Below are 19,485 nucleotides of genomic sequence, written 5' to 3' on the forward strand. Positions count from 1 at the left end.
GTCAAGGCAACAATTTTCAATGCTGACAAAGTGACTGGACCGACCAAAGGCCAGCCTATTTCGTGTCCAGCACCTCGCGCAGCTTCGCCGCCAGTTGCTCGATGGTGAACGGCTTGGCCAGGAAGTGCACGTCATGATCGAGCACGCCGTTGTGGACCACGGCGTTCCTGGTGAAGCCTGTGGTGAAGACCACTTTCAACCCGGGCTGGCGCGCGAGCGCTTCCTCGGCGAGCTTGCGGCCATTCATCACCGGCATGACGACGTCGGTGAAAAGCAGGGCGATGCCGGGTGTCGCGGCGAGCTTCTGAAGGGCCTCTTGTCCGCCCGCCGCATGGATGACGGTGTAGCCGAGTTCGCGCATGATTTCCGTCGTGGAAGCCCGCACGCGGGCGTCGTCCTCGACGACGAGGATCGTCTCGGTGATCTTGACGGCGCTCTTCTCGCGCCCGGCGGGCGCTGCCGGCTCTCCTGGTCCGAAAAATCGGGGCAGATAGATCTTGATCGTCGTGCCTTCGCCGGGCTCGGAGTAGATCTTGACGTGGCCGCCCGACTGTTTGACGAAGCCGAACACCTGGCTCAGTCCAAGTCCCGTGCCCTTGCTGACCGGCTTGGTCGTGAAGAAGGGCTCGAAGGCCCTGGTGATGATCTCAGGCGACATGCCCGCACCGGTGTCGGTAACCGCGATCATCACATATTGGCCAGGCGCGACGTCGGCGTGCGTCGATGCATAGGCCTCGTCGAGGTGGCTGTTGACGGTCTCGATGGTCAGCTTGCCATCATTCTCCATGGCATCGCGGGCATTGACGGCCAGATTGAGGATCGCGTTCTCGAGCTGGTTGGGATCGGCGTGGATTTTCCACAGGCCGCCCGCCAGCACGGTTTCGATGCTGATGCCTTCACCCAGGGCACGGCGCAGAAGATCGGACATGCCGGTCAACAGCCGGTTGGTGTCGACAACCTGCGGCGCCAGAGGCTGCAGGCGGGAGAAGGCAAGCAAGCGCGAGGTCAGGTTGGCGGCACGGCTGGTCGCGTCCGTCGCGGCTTCGACGAGCTTTTCGATGTCATGTTCGCCTCGCTTCAGCTTGCGCTGGGCAAGGTTCATGGCGCTGAGGATGACCGCCAGCATGTTGTTGAAGTCGTGAGCGATCCCGCCGGTCAACTGCCCGACGGCTTCCATCTTCTGCATCTGGCGTATCTGGGATTCGGCCTTTTCACGCGTCTGGATCTCGTTGCCGAGCTCGATGTTCTTGCGCATCAGCTCTTCCTGGGCGACGACCACCTCGCGGAAGCGGCGGCGGGATTGACGGATGGTGTAGACGCCAAGCAGGAAAATCCCCAGCAACGCAGCCAGCGAGCCGATGCGCAACCAGGCCTCGACCTGGTCGGTATGCTCGTCGCGCGCGGCCACCGCGGCGGCGCCAATACGCCGGATCGTATCCATGCTGGCGCGGATGTCGTCCATGGCTGACTTGCCCTGGCCGCTGCGGACCAGTTGCAGGGCCTTTGACGCATCGCCTCGATCGTAGAGAGCTATGGTCTCGGCCAGCTCAGCCTGCTGTTTTGAAAGCGCGGCCTTGATGTGGCCGATCTGCTGGGCGATCTGATCGTCGGGAGCAGTCGCGCTGTCGATCCGTGCCAGTTGTCCCGGAATTGCCTCGACGGCCCTCCGGTACGGCTCCAGATAGGATTTTTCACCGGTCAGCAGGTAGCCGCGCTCACCACTCTCGGCGTCTTGCGCCAGTGAAAGCAGCCCGGAAAGCTGCTCTTGGTATTCGATTGTCTCGCGCGCGGCGGCACGATTGGCCCTCTGGCTCTCGACGAGCACGGCACGGGCGCCGACGATCAGCGCCAGCGTGGCGAAGCCGGCAATAATCGGGAGCGGCTGCAATTGAATGGCGCGCCGAAGACGAGCAATCATCTGTTATGCCGAACCAAAAGGAATTACCGCAGGCAGCATTTGGTAAGCGGCGCCGGCCTGGAAGGCAATATGCCGTTTTGTTGCGCAATTCGCCGTCAGCCTTGCGAAACCTTCCTCATTTGGTTAAGGAGGCCGCGCATTCAGCGGCCGGCGCCAGCCGGGCGCTTTTCCCCGTTTTCGGCCTCGGGCCGACTCCAGTCAAAGGCATTTCGCTTCCATGGCGCGTATCGTGATGAAATTCGGCGGAACCTCCGTCGCCGACATCGCCCGCATCCGCAATGTGGCGCGTCACGTCAAACGCGAGGTCGACGCCGGCCACGAGGTGGCGGTGGTGGTTTCGGCGATGGCCGGCAAAACCAATGAACTGGTTGGTTGGACGCGCGAAGCCTCACCGATGCATGACGCACGCGAATATGACGCGGTCGTCGCTTCCGGCGAACAGGTCACGGCCGGCCTGCTTGCCATCACCTTGCAGAACATGGGTGTGCATGCGCGCTCCTGGCAGGGCTGGCAGATCCCGATCAAGACCGACAACGCCCATGGCGCGGCGCGCATTCTCGACATCGACGGCGCCTTCCTGGTCAAGCGCTTCGGCGAAGGGCAGGTGGCGGTCATCGCCGGTTTCCAGGGCATCGGGCCAGACAACCGCATCGCAACGCTTGGCCGCGGCGGCTCCGACACCAGTGCCGTTGCCATAGCCGCGGCGGTCAAGGCTGACCGCTGCGACATCTACACCGACGTCGACGGGGTCTACACCACCGATCCGCGCATCGAGCCCAAGGCGCGCCGGCTGGCCAAGATCTCCTTCGAGGAAATGCTTGAAATGGCCTCGCTCGGCGCCAAGGTTCTGCAGGTGCGTTCGGTCGAGCTTGCCATGGTGCACAGGGTGCGCACCTTCGTGCGGTCGTCCTTCGACGATCCCGATGCGCCCGGAATGGGGGATTTGCTCAATCCTCCGGGAACGCTCATTTGCGACGAGGAAGAGATCGTGGAACAGCAGGTCGTCACCGGAATTGCCTACGCCAAGGACGAGGCGCAGATTTCGTTGCGCCGTGTCGGCGACCGGCCAGGCGTCGCCGCCGGCATCTTCGGCCCGCTGGCCGAGGCCAACATCAATGTCGACATGATCGTCCAGAACATCTCCGAGGACGGCAAGCTGACCGACATGACCTTCACCGTGCCGTCGGGCGATGTCGACAAGGCGCTGGCCGTGCTCGACCGGCTGAAAGCCGAGATCGGCTACGATGTCGTGCAGTCGGAGGCCGGCATGTCGAAGGTTTCGGTCATCGGCATCGGCATGAGGAGCCATGCGGGTGTTGCCGCCACCGCCTTCAAGGCGCTGGCCGACAAGGCGATCAACATCCGCGCCATCACCACCTCCGAGATCAAGATTTCGATACTGATCGACGGTCCGTATACGGAACTTGCGGTTCGCACTTTGCATTCCGTCTACGGTCTGGATAAGCAGTAGCAAGACTGAATCAGTTGTTGCGTGCATGCCGGCCGCGGCGGAAACTGCGCCGGCAGGTGTTTCATTGGAGAAGAAGCCGCGATGCGTGACCAGGCCAGCGGCCCGCGCGTTTTGCTGAAGCGGCTCCGCGAGCTCATGCAGGAGCCGCTGGAGCCGCAGGAGCGGCTTGACCGTATCGTGCGCGACATCGCCTCCAATATGGTCGCCGAAGTGTGCTCGCTCTACGTGTTGCGCGCCGATTCGGTGCTCGAACTCTACGCCACCGAAGGTCTGAACCCGAACGCCGTCCACCTGGCGCAGCTGCGGCTGGGGCAAGGCCTGGTCGGCACGATCGCGGCAAGTGCCAGGCCGCTCAACCTGTCCAACGCGCAGGAACACCCGGCCTTCGCCTACCTGCCGGAGACCGGGGAGGAGATCTACAATTCCTTCCTCGGCGTCCCGGTGCTGCGGGCAGGGCGCACGCTGGGCGTCCTGGTCGTCCAGAACAAGACCATGCGCCATTACCGCGACGACGAGGTCGAGGCGCTGGAAACCACCGCCATGGTCATCGCCGAGATGATCGCCACCGGCGATCTGGCGCGGCTGACCCGGCCTGGCCTCGAACTCGACCTGCGCCGGCCCGTGAGCTTCACCGGCCTGTCTTTCAACGACGGCGTCGGGCTTGGCCATGTCGTGCTGCACGAGCCGCGCATCGTCGTCACCAATTTGTTCAACGAGGACAGCGAGGAAGAGGTCCGGCGGCTCGAAGCCTCGCTCGGTTCGCTCAGGCTCTCGATCGACGACATGCTGGAGCGCCGCGATGTCGCCTTCGAGGGCGAGCATCGCCAGGTGCTGGAGGCCTACCGGATGTTCGCCAACGACCGCGGCTGGGTACGGCGCCTGGAAGAGGCGATCCGCAACGGCCTGACAGCGGAAGCGGCGGTGGAAAAGGTGCAGAGCGACATGCGCGCCCGCATGCTGCACATGACCGATCCCTATCTGCGCGAGCGGATGAGCGATTTCGACGATCTCGCCAACCGGCTGTTGCGCCAGCTGATGGGACGTGGACCCGAGGATGTCGCCGCCTCGCTGCCGAAGGACGCCATCATCGTCGCCCGCTCGATGGGCGCCGCTGAACTGCTCGACTATCCCCGCGACAAGCTGCGCGGCCTGGTGCTCGAGGATGGCGCGGCGACCAGCCATGTCGTCATCGTCGCGCGGGCCATGGGAATACCCGTCGCCGGCCAGATGAAGGGCGCCGTTTCCATGGCGGAAAACGGCGACCCCATCATCGTCGACGGCGAGGAAGGCGCGATCCATCTGCGGCCGCAATCCGATCTCGAAGCCGCCTATGCCGAAAAAGTGCGGTTCCGGGCGCGCCGCCAGGAGGTCTACCGCGAGCTGCGCAAGAAGCCGTCGGCGACCAGGGACGGTGTCCAGGTCGATCTGCTGATGAATGCCGGGCTTGCCGTCGACCTGCCGCAGCTGGTCGAGTCGGGCGCTGCCGGCATTGGCCTGTTCCGCACCGAACTGCAGTTCATGGTCGCCTCGACCTTTCCACGCGCCGAAGCCCAGGAAAAACTCTATCGCGACGTGCTCGAGGCCGCGCGCGGCAAGCCGGTCACCTTCCGCACCATCGACATCGGTGGCGACAAGGTGCTGCCCTACTTCAAGGGCGCGATCCAGGAAGAGAATCCGGCGCTCGGCTGGCGGGCGATCCGCCTGACGCTCGACCGGCCGGGCTTGCTGCGCACACAGATCCGCGCCTTGCTCAAGGCCAGCGGCGGGCGCGAGCTTAAGCTGATGCTGCCGATGGTGACCGAGCTTGGCGAGATCGCCCAGGCGCGCGAAATCATCGACCGCGAGGTGCGGCACCTCTCACGCTTCGCCCACCATCTGCCGACCAGTCTCAAGCTGGGCGCCATGCTGGAAGTGCCGTCGCTTCTGTTCCAGCTCGACGAATTGATGAAGGCGGTCGACTTCGTCTCGGTCGGGTCGAACGATCTGTTCCAGTTCGTCATGGCGGTCGACCGCGGCAACACGCAACTGGCCAACCGCTTCGATACGTTGTCGGCGCCGTTCCTGCGCGTGCTCAAGCAGATCGCCGACGCCGGCGCCCGCAACCATACGCCCGTCACCCTGTGCGGTGAACTCGCCGGCAAGCCGATCTCGGCGATGGCGCTGATCGGCCTTGGTTTCCGCTCGATCTCGATGTCGCCAGCCTCGATCGGCCCGGTCAAGGCGATGCTGACCGAGCTGCCGCTGGAGGAACTGGAGGCTTTCTTCGACGACAATCTGATGGCGCCGGCGCAAGGGCTGCCGATGCGAGCGTTGCTGCAGGCCTTTGCCGACGACCGCTCGATCCCGTTGTAGCACGTCATCATGGTCAATTTGCCCCGCGATCGTATGGATCAAGTCGTCAAGCGTTTCGAGATGCTCGAAGCGCAGATGTCGGCCGGACCGGCGCCGGATGCCTATGTGAAGATGGCATCCGAATATGCCGAGTTGCAGGACATGGTGGCCAAGGTCAGGCAATTGCGCTCGGCCGAGCATGAGCAGGCCGACCTCGAAGCGATGCTCGCCGACAAGGGCACCGACGCCGAGATGCGGGCGCTCGCCGAAGCCGATCTGCCCGGCGTCGAGGAGCGCATCGAGGCGCTGCAGAAGGACATCCAGATCCTGCTCCTGCCCAGGGATGCCGCCGACGACAAGAACGCCATCCTCGAAATCCGCGCCGGCACCGGTGGCGACGAGGCGGCACTTTTCGCCGGCGACCTGTTTCGTATGTATGAGCGCTACGCCGCCGAACGCGGCTGGCGGTTCGAAACGGTATCGGCGAGTGACGGCGATGCCGGCGGCTTCAAGGAAATCATCGCCACGATCTCAGGCAAGGGTGTGTTCGCCCATCTGAAATTCGAGTCCGGGGTGCATCGGGTCCAGCGTGTGCCGGCAACCGAGGCCAGCGGACGCATCCACACCTCCGCCGCCACAGTCGCCGTGCTGCCGGAGGCGGAAGAGGTCGACATCGACATCAGGGCCGAGGACATCCGCATCGACACGATGCGCGCCTCAGGCTCCGGCGGCCAGCACGTCAACACCACCGATTCCGCGGTCCGCATCACCCATTTGCCGACCGGTATCATGGTGGTGCAGGCGGAGAAGTCGCAGCACCAGAATCGGGCCAAGGCCATGCAGATCCTGCGTGCCCGGCTCTATGACATGGAGCGCAGCAAGGCGGACGAGGAGCGTTCCGAATCGCGCAAGTCGCAGGTCGGCTCCGGCGACCGCTCGGAGCGCATCCGCACCTATAATTTTCCGCAAGGCCGCGTCACCGACCATCGCATCAACCTGACGCTCTACAAGCTCGACCGGGTGATGATGGGTGAACTCGATGAAGTCATCGATGCGCTGATTGCCGATCACCAGTCGAAGCTGCTGGCCGATATAGGCCTCGATGGCTGACCATCCGCCCGAGGCGCTGGGGCCGCTGCTGCGGAAGGCGCGGGCCAGGCTTGCCGCGGCCGGTATCGATGATGCCGCGCTCGATGCGCGGCTGATCGTCGAGCATTATTCCGGCACGACGCGCACGCAGGCCATTGCCGACCCCGAGCGCAAGATCGACGGCGGCGCCGTCGCCGCGATCGACGGCGCCCTGAGACGGCGAGCCGGTGGCGAGCCGGTGCATCGCATCCTCGGCTATCGCGAATTCTACGGTTTGCGGCTGTCGCTGTCGCCGGAGACGCTGGAGCCGCGGCCGGACACCGAAACGCTGGTCGAGGCGGTGCTGCCCTTCGTCAAGGCAATGGTCGCGCGGGAGGGTGCATGCCGCATCCTCGATCTCGGCACCGGGACGGGCGCCATCGCCCTGGCGCTGCTGAGCGTCGTGCCGGCCGCGACGGCCACCGGTGTCGACATTTCCGCCGGCGCGCTGGCAATGGCGGCCCGCAATGCCGGGCAGCTCGGGCTCGGCGATCGGTTCACGACGGTCCAATCGGACTGGTTCGAAAAAGTTTCCGGGCGGCACCATGTAATTGCCGCAAACCCTCCCTATATACCAACTCAAGAGATTGGAAATCTGCAGGACGAGGTCCGCGATTTCGACCCGCGTGTTGCCCTGGATGGTGGCGTGGATGGGATGAACCCCTATAGGGTCATCGCCGCAGAGGCGGCAAGATTTCTGGAAGCCGAAGGCAGAATTGCGGTCGAGATCGGCCACACACAAAGCAACGACGTCGACGATATATTTCGCGCGGCCGGTTACGCGGGCGGCGAGGTGTTTGGCGATCTCGGCGGAAACGACAGGGTTCTTGTTTTTCAGCGGGCAACGTCTTGACGCAGTGCAAAAAAAGCGCTTGGCAATACCGGGGAATGCGGCTAGGGTCGCCTAACCGGATGAGACGAAGCAGGCAGTGCTCTTAGCGATTCGGTTTCCTTGGATATAGCTGCCTTCTTGCGCAAACGACGCCCAAGCTTCGTGCGGGAATCGTCCGGCAAGTGATGTAACCGGAACAGGATGGCACGTGGCGCCAACGCAATCGATGCGGGCGAACGCCGGTGAAGAAACGAAACGGCTGGCTGCATGAGCGCCTCCGTTCGTGAAGAGTTTTTCGAAAATTTCAAAATGAAGAGAGTCGAATGAGGCCACAACAGCAGAACAGGCGCATGCGCGGTCGCAACAACAATGGCGGCGGCGGTGGGAACAACAATAACAACAACAACAACCGCAAGGGCCCGAATCCGCTAACGCGCAATTACGAGAGCAACGGCCCGGACGTGAAGATCCGGGGATCGGCTCAGCAGATCGCCGAAAAATACGCCACCCTGGCCCGTGACGCGCAAAGCTCCGGCGACCGGGTGATGGCGGAGAACTACCTCCAGCACGCCGAACACTACAACCGCATCATTGCCGCCGCACAGGCGCAGATGCCGATCCAGAACGTCCAGCAGTCGCGCGACGAGTTCGATGAGGACGGCGATGAGGATCGCGACGAGTTCGACAATGCCGGCAACAGCGGGGCCGGCAACAGCGGAGCTGGCAATAGCGGGGCGGGCAATAGCAGCGGCAACGCCGGTTCCGATCCGCAAATTCCGGTGGTCAACCATGGCGCCGGCCCGCAGCCAGTGATCGAGGGCATGCCGGCGGAAGTTGCGCTGAACCGGGAAAGCGGTCGCGACAACCGTGACGGTGGCGGGCGTGACGGTGGCGGGCGCAACAATGGCGGCCGCGATGGCGGGCGTCATCGCGATCGCCGCCCTAACGGCGGCTACGGCCAAAACAGCCAGCGCGACTATGCTTCTTCAGCCGAACAGGGCGGCCAGCAGCAGCGCAACGAGGCCTCGGGGCAGACAGAAGTCCAGGCAGTGCCCGCTTCACCGTCCGAGACTGTCGCGGCAGCAGAGCCGGCTCCACGGTTCGAGAATTTCTCGCCAGCCGGTCTGGCCGCCCAGGCCGAACTCAATGAGGCGGCCGCCGAGAGCGGTGCGGCCCGCCGTCCACGGCGCCCGCGCCGTCCGCGAGCCAATCCCGATCAGGTCGAGGGCGGCAGCGACAATGCGGATGCCGGTGAGACGACCGCGGCTCCGGGCGAAAGCGGTAGCGCTGAACCCGTGATCGCCGACATCGACAACTGATCGAGCGGCACTGCAGGACATCGAACGGCGGGGAGCAATCTCCGCCGTTTTGGTTGGGATGCTCGGGGAATAATATGGATTGACCGACATCAAGGCGTCTTGAGACACCCCGTCCTATGCACCATATCTGGCCTGAACAGGATCCGGCTCGAATGGGCGGATCCGTCACCGCAATCTGATCCGGTGCCGCAAAGCGGGCCGGTGATGGAAGGAGACAAATATGAACCTTGAGAAATACTCCGAGCGCGTGCGCGGCTTTATCCAGTCCGCGCAGACGATGGCGCTCTCCCGGAACCACCAGCAATTCACTCCCGAACACATTCTGAAAGTCCTCGTCGACGATGACGAGGGTCTGGCCGCGTCGCTGATCGAGCGTGCCGGCGGCAATGTCCGTGACGTCAAACTCGGCGTCGAGACGGCGCTCGAGGCGATGCCCAAGGTGGAGGGTGGCAATGGCCAGCTCTATCTGGCGCAGCCGCTGGCCAAGGTGTTCTCGACCGCAGAGGACCTGGCCAAGAAGGCCGGTGACAGTTTTGTCACCGTCGAGCGGCTGCTGCAGGCGCTTGCCATGGAGAAATCGGCAAAGACGGCCGAAATCCTGGCCAAGGCCGGCGTCACCGCACAGGCGCTGAACCAGGTCATCAACGACGTCCGCAAGGGGCGCACCGCCGATTCGGCGAGTGCCGAACAAGGCTATGACGCGCTGAAGAAATACGCGCGCGACCTCACCGCGGACGCACGCGCGGGCAAGCTCGATCCGGTCATCGGCCGCGACGACGAGATCCGCCGCACCATTCAGGTGCTGTCGCGCCGCACCAAGAACAACCCGGTTCTGATCGGCGAGCCGGGCGTCGGCAAGACGGCGATCGCCGAAGGCCTGGCGCTGCGCATCGTCAATGGCGACGTGCCGGAATCGCTGAAGGACAAGCAACTGATGGCGCTCGACATGGGCGCGCTGATCGCCGGTGCCAAATATCGCGGCGAATTCGAGGAGCGGCTGAAGGCCGTGCTCTCCGAAGTCACCTCGGCCAGTGGCAACATCATCCTGTTCATCGACGAGATGCACACACTGGTCGGCGCCGGCAAGGCGGACGGCGCCATGGATGCGTCGAACCTCCTGAAGCCTGCCCTGGCGCGCGGCGAACTGCACTGCGTCGGCGCCACCACGCTCGATGAATACCGCAAGCATGTCGAGAAGGATCCCGCCCTTGCCCGCCGTTTCCAGCCCGTCTTCGTCGACGAGCCGACGGTGGAGGACACGGTCTCGATCCTGCGCGGCCTGAAGGAGAAGTACGAGCAGCACCACAAGGTGCGTATCTCCGATTCGGCGCTGGTGGCGGCGGCGACGCTGTCCAACCGCTACATCGCCGACCGCTTCCTTCCGGACAAGGCGATCGACCTGGTCGACGAAGCCGCCTCGCGGCTTCGCATGCAGGTCGATTCCAAGCCTGAGGCGCTGGACGAGATCGACCGCCGCATCATGCAGCTCAAGATCGAGCGCGAGGCGCTGAAGGTCGAGACGGACGAAGCCTCGAAGGACCGGCTCGCCCGCCTGGAAAAGGAACTTGTCGGCCTGGAGGAAGAATCGACCGAGATTACGTCGAAGTGGCAGGCCGAGAAGCAGAAGCTTGGGCTTGCGGCCGATTTGAAGAAGCAGCTCGACGAGGCGCGTAACGACCTTGCCATTGCCCAGCGCAAGGGTGAGTTCCAGCGCGCCGGCGAGCTTGCCTATGGCAAGATTCCGGAACTGGAAAAGAAGCTGAAGGCGGCCGAGGCCCAGGACGGCAAGGCCGGCATGGTCGAGGAAGTGGTCACACCCGACCACGTCGCCCATATCGTGTCGCGCTGGACCGGCATTCCGGTCGACAAGATGCTGCAGGGCGAGCGCGACAAGCTGTTGCGCATGGAAGACGAGATCGGCAAGCGTGTCGTCGGCCAGGGCGAGGCGGTGCAGGCGGTTTCCAAGGCGGTGCGGCGTGCCCGCGCGGGCCTGCAGGATCCGAACCGGCCGATCGGCTCGTTCATGTTCCTCGGGCCCACCGGCGTCGGCAAGACGGAGTTGACCAAGGCTTTGGCCAACTTCCTGTTCGACGATGAGACGGCGCTGGTGCGCCTCGACATGTCCGAGTACATGGAGAAGCACTCCGTCGCCCGGCTGATCGGCGCGCCTCCCGGCTATGTCGGCTATGAGGAAGGCGGTGCGCTGACCGAAGCGGTGCGGCGCCGGCCCTATCAGGTGGTGCTGTTCGACGAGATCGAGAAGGCGCATCCCGATGTGTTCAACGTTCTGTTGCAGGTGCTCGATGACGGCCGGCTCACCGACGGCCAGGGCCGCACGGTCGATTTTCGCAACACGCTGATCATCATGACGTCGAATCTCGGCGCCGAATATCTGGTCAATCTCGGCGAGGACCAGGATGTCGACGCCGTGCGTGACGAAGTGATGGGCGTGGTCAGGGCATCGTTCCGGCCGGAGTTCCTCAATCGGGTCGACGAGGTCATTCTGTTCCACCGGCTGCGCCGCAAGGACATGGACCGTATCGTCGAGATCCAGCTCAAGCGGCTGGAGAGCCTGCTGACTGATCGCAAGATCACGCTGTCCCTGGATCCCGAGGCGATCGAGTGGCTGGCGGCCAAGGGTTACGACCCCGCTTATGGTGCCCGGCCGCTGAAGCGGGTGATGCAGAAGGAGCTGCAGGATCCGTTGGCGGAAAAGATCCTGCTCGGCGAGATCCTGGACGGCTCGACGGTCAAGGTCACGGCCGGTTCCGACCGACTGAATTTCCGCTCCAAGCCGACGATCGTGGCGGCCGAGGCGGCGGCCTGATCGGTGCATGTTGCCCAAAAGCGACCTCGGTTTTGGGACGACGACATGCATTAAACCAAAGATCTACAGCGCGCCGCGCTTTAGAGTGCCGCGTGCCCAGTGTGGGCACGCGGCGTTTTCATGTCACAGGAGCCCGGATGACGCTGGACGATTACAACGGCTTCTGCGCCTCGCTGCCTGCAACGAACCACGTGGTGCAATGGGGCGGCGCCCATGTCTGGAAGGTCGGGACCAAGGTGTTCGCGATCGGTGGCTGGGATGAGGGTCGGCAGCTCTTCGTCACCTTCAAATGTTCCGACATCGCCTATGACGTGCTCAAGGAGCAGCCAGGCCTGCGGCCCGCGCCTTATCTTGCCTCCCGCGGCATGAAGTGGATCCAGCGTCAGACAAGCCAGAGCATGGATGATGGTGCACTGAAGGACTATTTGCGCGAGAGTCATCGCCTGGTTGCCCTGAAGCTGACGAAGCAGGCGCGCAAGGAATTGGGCTTGGCGGCAGGCTAGCTGATATTCCTCGATGCGTTGGAAAACCGCCATCTTCATGCCCGGTTCATGTTGGAACCATATGGTGGGCAACTGGTTTGCTGGCGAAGGGGTTCGCCGAACTGCACAATGCCGGGCGGCGGCACATACGGACCGGAGAGTTTCGCCACTATGCTGCGCACTATCTTCACCCTTTCGGCGCTTGTTGCGGGACTGGTGTTTTCCAACGCGTTCGCGGCGCCGACGCATGACGGCGCTGCCCAGCCTGTCCGCACGGCCGAGGGCGGCGGCATTCTGCTCGCCCAGGACGGCAATCTCGATATTTACTACGACGCCAGGGGCAATCGCGTCATCGTCGATGCGGATACCGGCAAGGTAATCGCTATCCAGCCGCCGCAGACACGGCTTGACCGCCGCGCGCTACGCCGCGAGACAAGGCTGCGTCAACTAGGCCGTCCCCCCGCCGGCGATGACCGCTATTATCTCGACGATCCCCAGGACATGGCCCGCTTCCGCCGCAAGCAGTTGGAAGAGGAAGGACGGGTCATCCCGCCGCCAGCCGACGAATATGTTCCTGACAGCAACAATTCCGTCGATGCCTATCCGCCGGCGCCGCAGGACGACGGCAACTACGACAACAGCTATCCCGATGCGCCGCAGCCGCACACCATCCAGCGCCAGCCGCTGAACGAGGCGTCGATAAACCCTCTCCAGCCGGCAGTCCCGACGGAAGAGGCGGAGCCCTCCGACCAGGCGGGACTGCCGCCAAATGTTGGCGGCAAGACGTCGGTCGATCCGTCGCTTTCGCTGGGCGCACGCCAGGATGTCGCGGCACTGCAGGTGCTGCTCGACCGGGGTGGTGCTTCGCCTGGCGTCATCGACGGACGCTTCGGTTCGAATGTCGACAAGGCGCTGGCGGCCTACAACCAGATCAACGGCAGCAGCCTCAAATCGACCGATGCGGTCGGCATCCAGTCGGCACTCTCGCAATCCGGCGGCGACGCGTTCGCCAACTATACCATCACGGCAGAGGATGCAGCCGGTCCCTATGTCGCGTCGATACCGGAAGACTACAGCCAGAAGGCGCAGCTCGACCGCATGGGCTATACCTCTGTCACCGAGGCGCTGGCGGAGCGCTTCCACATGGACGAGAACTATCTGAAGTCGATCAACAAGGGCCTCGACTTCAACCGCCCCGGCACGATCATCAAGGTCGCCAATTTCGGCAGGCTGGTCTCGACGCCGGTTGCCCGCATCGTCGCCGACAAGGGCAAGAAGGAAGTCTTCGCCTATGACGCGTCGGGCAAGCTGGTCGCGGCCTATCCCGCCACCATCGGCTCATCGGACACGCCGTCCCCGACCGGCATCCATGCCGTTTCCCGTGTCGCGCTCGATCCGAACTACACCTATAATCCCAACATCAACTTCAAGCAGGGCGAAAACAACAAGATCCTGACCATTCCGCCTGGGCCCAATGGTCCGGTTGGATCGGTGTGGATCGCCCTGGACAAGCCGACCTACGGCATCCACGGCACGCCGGAGCCGTCGAAGATCGGCAAGACCGAAAGCCATGGCTGCGTGCGTCTGACCAACTGGGATGCACGCGAACTGGCCAAGCTGGTGTCGCCGGGCGTGCCGGTGGAGTTTGTCGAATAATCGCTCGTGTGATTTGGTGGAGCAGTTCTTGGGGCTGCTGCAATCACTCGGACTAAGCTACCCCAATAGCAAAGCTGCGAGACAGACGGGCGGAAGGACCACGCCCATGAGGTGAAACATCACTCCAACCCAAAATTGCAGCGGATCCATATCTTGCAGATAAATTCTGCCGCGCGCCTTCATAATTCCGGACTTAAGGGCAAGTGCCAAAATCGGCAGTCCATATCTGACCCAATAGAAGCAAAGTGGAATCAATACAGTCAGAAGAATTGCCGTCGCCATCGTTTTCTCCATGTGCCACGACATTCATGATCCTCCGGCGCGATCAATACCTCAGGAATAGATAACAATCGGCAAAATCAAAAGCCACAGACCGTAAGAGGGGCGTGCAGCTCCCGCCGCGCCTCAACCAATGATCCTGCGCACCCACTTCACATTGGGCGTTGCCGCGTAGATCAACTGCATCACCAGAATGAAGCCGACGCTCAGCAGCGGCGTGATCAGGCAAAGTGCGGCACCGACAGCCCACAGGATCTGCGCCTTGACGATGCGCAGGTAGACCGTGCGTTTCGTTTCCGCGCCGACATCTTCCGCGACAAAGCCGCACTTCACCGCATAGTGCCAACTGGCGAACAGCGTGATGCCGAGCATCAGCAGGTTCAGCCAGTAAACCAGCACCGCGGTCCGGAATTCGAGGAAATCGGCCAGCAGATCGGTGGAGAACGGCAACAGCGCGATGAAGGCGAGAAAGCACAGGTTCAGCGTGGCCAGCCGTCTGTCGGATTTGGCGATCAAACCATGCTGCGCCTGTTGGCCGAACCAGAAGATGGTCAGGGTCAGGAAGCTCAAGGCATAGGTGAGGAAGCGGGGCGCCAATGCCGCGACGGCGACGAGAAGATCGTGTTCGGAATGGATGGCCTCATGTGCCGGCACCCTGATCTCGAGCACGATCAGTGTGAGTGCGATGGCGAACACGCCATCGGTGATACCGACAATACGGCCGCGCCCTTCAACCGATGCTTCGAGTGGACGCTTCATCGATTTCTCCTGCCCGCGGCTCCTGGGAAACTAGCATGACTGCCGCGGTTTGCATCGGGGCAGATGCGATCCCTGGCAATATGGCTGGTTTCAAGGACAACAAGCCTCTGGCTGGTTGTTACCGGCGCGCCGGCAATCTAATTAGGATGGCATGCATTCACCCGATAAAGCCGCCGCCATTCCGCTGACCGCATCGGTCGCGAACGGCACGTTCTGCCCGCAATCGCAGCGGCGTTATGTGTTGATCGCGGCGATCCTGGCCTCGGCGCTCGGCTTCATCGACGGATCGATCCTGGCGATCGCCATGCCGGCGATCCGCGTCGACCTCGGCGCCAGCCTTGTCGAGGCACAGTGGATTTCCAATGCCTACGCGCTGACGCTCTCGGCGCTAATCCTCGCCGGCGGTGCCGCGGGCGACCGGTTCGGGCTGCGCCGAGCCTTCGTTGCTGGCATTGCGCTGTTCGTCGCCACCTCGCTTGCCTGCGCGCTGTCGCCGAACGCTGTCGTGCTGATCGCGTTTCGCGCGCTCCAGGGCATCGGTGCCGCGATCATGGTGCCAGGTAGTCTCGCCATCATTGCCAAGGCCTATCCCAAGAAGGAACGCGGCCGCGCGATCGGCATCTGGGCGGCGGCCTCGGCGCTGACCACCGCTCTCGGCCCCGTGCTCGGCGGCTTGGTGCTGTCGGCTTTCGGCGATGGCATCTGGCGGGCGATCTTTGCGGTCAACCTGCCGCTCGGCCTGATCTCGATCTATCTACTGCTCGCCAAGATTCCGGCCGATGCGCCGACGGAGGAACGCAGCCTCGACCTTGCCGGTGGTGCGCTTGCGACGCTGGCCTTCGGCGCGCTCGCCTATGGGCTGACTTCGATGAGCGCCAGCGGCGAGAGCCGAATGGCCGGTCCAAGCATTGCCGCCGGCGCCGTGCTGCTTGTCGTCTTCATCCTGTTCGAGCGGTGGCAGCGCGAGCCGATGATCGACCTCAGCCTGTTTCGTATCGGTGCTTTCGCAGGCGCCAATGTCGCGACTTTCTTCCTCTATTTCGCGCTGTCGGCCAACCTTTTTTACCTGCCGATGCTGCTGATCGCCGGCTGGGGGCTGAGCTCGGCCGAGGTCGGCTTCATCTTCCTGCCACTGTCCGCAGCGATCGCGCTTTTGTCTGGACCCGTCGGCAAGCTGTCGGACCGGATCGGGCCGCGTTTTCCGATTGCCTGCGGCAGCCTGATCGTGGCGATTGCCTTCGCCGGGCTTGCCTTGCTCGCTCATGCCGGCTTTCACCATTTCTGGACTGGCATCTTCCCCCTGATGGCGCTGATGGGACTCGGCATGGCGTTGGTCGTGTCGCCATTGTCGACCGCGATCATGACGGCGGTGGAAGACAAGGACACCGGCGCGGCTTCCGGCATCAACAACGCCGTCTCACGCATCGGCGGTCTGATCGCGGTGGCGGCGATGGGGTCGCTTGCTGCCTGGATCTACGCCTATGCCCTGGAGGCAAATGCCGCGCCCGGCGTGCCTGGTTTCGGCGAACTGCCACCAGCAGGACTTTCGCCGGCACTCGATGCGACGAGGATCGCCGCCAGCGACGCGGCTTTTTCCGCCGTCTCCTCGGTGACGGCGCTGCTGTGCCTACTTTCCGCTGTCGTTGCATGGACGACGATTTCCGGCGAAGCGCTGCCGTGGTCGCGGCGCGCCGAACCTCGGCAGGACGAAGGCTGAGACTCAGCCTTCGATCTTGGCGCTGGCGACCTTCAGCGAATTGCCATCTTCCTGTTTCAGCAGATCGTCGATGCGCTCGCGCTCGCGCTTGAAGGCGACGAGATCGTCGCCCTTCAGCACCTTGCCGACCGGCAGACGCACACGCATCGGATCGACCTTGGTGCCGTTGACGATCAGTTCGTAGTGGAGGTGCGGGCCAGTGGCGAGGCCGGTCTGGCCGAGATAGCCGATGGTCTGGCCCTGACGCACGTGCACGCCGGGCTCCATACCTTTGGCAAAGGCGCTCTGGTGATTGTACGAGGTCTCGTAGCCATTGGCATGGCGAATGATGATCTGCTTGCCATAGCCGCCGGCCCAGCCGACCTTCTCGATGACGCCATTGCCGGCGGCGATGATCGGCGTGCCGATCGGAGCTGCCCAGTCGACGCCGGTGTGCATGCGGACATAGCCGAGGATCGGATGCTTGCGGGCGCCGAAGCCGGAGCGGAATTTTCCGGCGGGCAGCGGATTGCGCAGCAGGAACTGCCTAGCGCTCGAGCCGTCCTCGTCGAAATAGTCCGTGCTGCCGTCCTGCATCTGGAAGCGGTAGAAATTGCGCGTCGTGCCACCGAAGGTCGCCGAGACATAGAGAAGCTCGGAATTGTCCGACGTCTGGTCGTCGCCATCAGGCTGCGAGAACAGCACTTCAAGGCGGTCGGAGGGATTGAGTCGGGACTGAAAGTCGACATCGGACGCCAGGAGCTTGATCAGCCGCTGGGTCATCGCCTTGGACATGCCGTAGGAATAGGCGGCGCGGTAGATTCCGTCATAGACGTTGGGCAGATTGCCACGCACCACCACCGGCGCCGACGAATCATCGAACGCCGTCAGCAATTCGGGATTGGGCTCCGGCTCCTGCGCCGGCACGTACTGGCCGCGGTCGTCGAGTGCGATGGTCACGATGTGCGTGGTCTTGTCGTAGACGCTGGTGCGCACGACCTTGGCGGCGTCGCCATGAACCTCGAGACCGACGCGCAGTACGGTTCCGGCCTTGAGCGCCGGCGCGTTGAGCAGCTTGGCGATCGCTTCGGCCATGCCGGTGGCATCGTCGCCCGTATAGCCCGAGTCGGCAAAGGCCTCGGTGAGGTCGGTGTCTTTGGTGAAGGGGATGATTTCCTCGGCGAAAGCCGGCGCCTTGTCGTCTGCGTTGGCGCGCGGCGACACGGAGACGTTTTCCGGCACGATCTTCACATCATAGGAGCCGGCCATGCTCTCGGCAAAAGCTTCGCCGAATCGCTGCGGATCGACATAATGGAGTGAAGCCACCTGCACGGCGCCGTCGCTGAGGTCGGTGCCGGCTTCGCGCACCACCTTTTCCACCTCGTCGGCGGACAGGTCGCTCTTTTCGTCGAAGGAAGCCGTCTCGATCGGGAAGTCGACGGTCTTCAGGCTCATTTCGCTTTCGACCTTGGCGCCGTAGATCTGGCCGGAAGCGGCCGAGGCCGTCGCCGGTTGCGCCGATGTATCGTCGCCGTCGTCGCCGAACACTTGCATCGGGTCGAAAGGCGGGTAGGGCCGGCTGGTGGTGTGGCCGGCGGCGAGTGCCATCTTGATCTGCACGAAAGGCATGGTGTGGATGACATCGCGGTCGCCGACCTTGGTGACCATCGACACTTCCATGCGACGACGGTCCTTGGCCTTGGCGATCTGACGCGGCGCCACCAGTCTGGTCGTTTTTGCCACTTCGCCGGAATCGCCATTGCTGGCGAGGCCGATCAGTTCCGCTATCTCGGGTGGGGTCGCCAGTTGCTGGCGCCCGTCAAGCGCGGCAAACAGAGCGACGCCCATCAGAACGCTCGAGGTCACGCCAGTGAGGAATGTACCCGATAGCCAGCGCGCAGAAACCTCGCGCCGATCGGGCGGGCCGCTGCGACCGTCCGCGATAAGCGGCGGCTCATTGCCGAGTTCGGCTATGACATCTTCCGTATCTGGCATCCAGAAAGGCTGCTTCTTCCCCGGGCGGAACGGCTTGTCGCTTTTGTTGTGGCCATGACATTTGCCTGTCACGGCAGGTTAAGTCAACGAAGCCTCAGGCCCCGGTCGAATTCCCCTCGTGCACTTCTCTTATAGAGCGCTGTGAAAAGCGGGCGGTGTGCCTTTGTCGATGAGGCTTGTCGCGCGCTTCCTTACGAGGCTCATAAAGAGGCCATTGCACGGCTGTGCTCGCGCCTCTTTGTTGGCCTTGGTGTCGAACGGCAATGCGGCGGCAATAGGGCTCCTTCGTGCCTCCTCCTCCTGTTGTGCCCAGTTCCCCTACGGCAGTCGGCTATCGACAGGACCCGCTCGAAATTTCTGTCGTAAAAAGTTCAAAAACTTGAGAAAGCGGTGTTGACAGTTTGTCGGGGTGGCGACTATATACGCCTCACGAACGAGGGCGGTGCGCCGCTGGCGACGAAGAAGTTTGCTTCTAAGACTGCCCTCAGCGAAATTCAAGAGAGCCGCGTAAGCGACACTCGGACGGCCCCGGAGCCAAGAGCGAAACGGGCCACGACACTGCGTTTGCGGTGTCTGTTCTTTGACAATTGAATAATGAAGAAAGAGAAACGTGGGCGGCAGAGTCCTGCTGAGCCTCTTACTCCGCCAGGGGTAATTGGTTCGAACGAGACTTTGGCGGATCACGTTTCGTGAGAATAAGTCTACCAAGATACGCAAGTATCTAGGTGTGAATGTTCTCGTCGATTCATGCGTGACCAAATAAGCCAAATCAAAGTCTTACTAAACTTGAGA

At 63.1% G+C, this 19,485-nt stretch carries 13 protein-coding genes and 1 rRNA gene (1 of these 14 only partly in view); 10 read left to right on the forward strand and 4 right to left on the reverse strand.

Annotated features, from left to right (window positions below):
* Positions 1-55 precede the first annotated feature (55 nt).
* Entirely contained in the window at positions 56-1,918 is a 1,863-nt protein-coding gene (locus FJ970_RS08110) for a CHASE3 domain-containing protein (RefSeq protein ID WP_227792050.1), read from the reverse strand.
* Positions 1,919-2,135: 217 nt separating this feature from the next.
* On the opposite strand from FJ970_RS08110, the gene FJ970_RS08115 reads away from it, so the two are divergent.
* The 8 genes from FJ970_RS08115 (at position 2,136) to FJ970_RS08150 (ending at position 13,964) form a co-directional block, all read left to right on the forward strand.
* Entirely contained in the window at positions 2,136-3,389 is a 1,254-nt protein-coding gene (locus tag FJ970_RS08115; RefSeq protein WP_015315600.1) for an aspartate kinase, read from the forward strand.
* A gap of 81 nt (positions 3,390-3,470) precedes the next feature.
* A complete protein-coding gene (gene ptsP, locus FJ970_RS08120) occupies positions 3,471-5,741 on the forward strand; it encodes a phosphoenolpyruvate--protein phosphotransferase (protein WP_140754192.1) in 2,271 nt (756 codons plus the stop codon).
* A gap of 9 nt (positions 5,742-5,750) precedes the next feature.
* Positions 5,751-6,830, forward strand: a complete 1,080-nt coding sequence (gene prfA, locus FJ970_RS08125) for a peptide chain release factor 1 (protein ID WP_140754190.1) — start codon at positions 5,751-5,753, stop codon at positions 6,828-6,830.
* Positions 6,823-7,701: a peptide chain release factor N(5)-glutamine methyltransferase gene (prmC, locus tag FJ970_RS08130; RefSeq protein ID WP_140754188.1), complete on the forward strand. Its 879-nt coding sequence runs from the start codon at positions 6,823-6,825 to the stop codon at positions 7,699-7,701. Before prfA ends, prmC begins: the two co-directional genes overlap by 8 nt.
* Before the next feature lie 302 nt (positions 7,702-8,003).
* Positions 8,004-8,999, forward strand: a complete 996-nt coding sequence (locus FJ970_RS08135) for a DUF4167 domain-containing protein (RefSeq protein ID WP_140754186.1) — start codon at positions 8,004-8,006, stop codon at positions 8,997-8,999.
* Positions 9,000-9,219: 220 nt separating this feature from the next.
* Positions 9,220-11,826, forward strand: coding sequence for an ATP-dependent chaperone ClpB (gene clpB / locus FJ970_RS08140; protein WP_140754184.1), 2,607 nt, complete (start codon positions 9,220-9,222; stop codon positions 11,824-11,826).
* A 137-nt stretch (positions 11,827-11,963) separates the two neighbouring features.
* The gene (locus tag FJ970_RS08145) at positions 11,964-12,329 is read left to right on the forward strand and encodes an MmcQ/YjbR family DNA-binding protein (protein WP_140754182.1); all 366 of its coding nucleotides are present in this window, start codon (positions 11,964-11,966) and stop codon (positions 12,327-12,329) included.
* Between the two features lie 150 nt (positions 12,330-12,479).
* The gene (locus FJ970_RS08150) at positions 12,480-13,964 is read left to right on the forward strand and encodes a L,D-transpeptidase family protein (RefSeq protein ID WP_140754180.1); all 1,485 of its coding nucleotides are present in this window, start codon (positions 12,480-12,482) and stop codon (positions 13,962-13,964) included.
* Between the two features lie 57 nt (positions 13,965-14,021).
* Here FJ970_RS08150 and FJ970_RS08155 read toward each other — a convergent pair whose 3' ends face one another.
* Both FJ970_RS08155 and FJ970_RS08160 read right to left on the reverse strand, forming a co-directional pair.
* Positions 14,022-14,246 (reverse strand): hypothetical protein, encoded by a 225-nt coding sequence (locus FJ970_RS08155; protein ID WP_140754178.1) that lies wholly within the window; start codon positions 14,244-14,246, stop codon positions 14,022-14,024.
* Positions 14,247-14,369: 123 nt separating this feature from the next.
* Positions 14,370-15,002 (reverse strand): TMEM175 family protein, encoded by a 633-nt coding sequence (locus tag FJ970_RS08160; protein WP_140754176.1) that lies wholly within the window; start codon positions 15,000-15,002, stop codon positions 14,370-14,372.
* A gap of 151 nt (positions 15,003-15,153) precedes the next feature.
* Between FJ970_RS08160 and FJ970_RS08165 the strand changes: the two genes are divergently transcribed.
* Complete coding sequence (locus tag FJ970_RS08165; RefSeq protein WP_140754174.1) at positions 15,154-16,719, forward strand: MFS transporter; 1,566 nt, start codon at positions 15,154-15,156, stop codon at positions 16,717-16,719.
* A 3-nt stretch (positions 16,720-16,722) separates the two neighbouring features.
* Here FJ970_RS08165 and FJ970_RS08170 read toward each other — a convergent pair whose 3' ends face one another.
* Positions 16,723-18,693, reverse strand: coding sequence for a M23 family metallopeptidase (locus FJ970_RS08170; RefSeq protein WP_181178197.1), 1,971 nt, complete (start codon positions 18,691-18,693; stop codon positions 16,723-16,725).
* A gap of 782 nt (positions 18,694-19,475) precedes the next feature.
* Here FJ970_RS08170 and FJ970_RS08175 point away from each other — a divergent pair.
* A 16S ribosomal RNA gene (locus FJ970_RS08175) occupies positions 19,476-19,485 on the forward strand (it continues 1,479 nt past the right edge of the window).

It is taken from the genome of Mesorhizobium sp. B2-1-8 (assembly GCF_006442545.2).
Classification (GTDB): Bacteria; Pseudomonadota; Alphaproteobacteria; order Rhizobiales; family Rhizobiaceae; genus Mesorhizobium.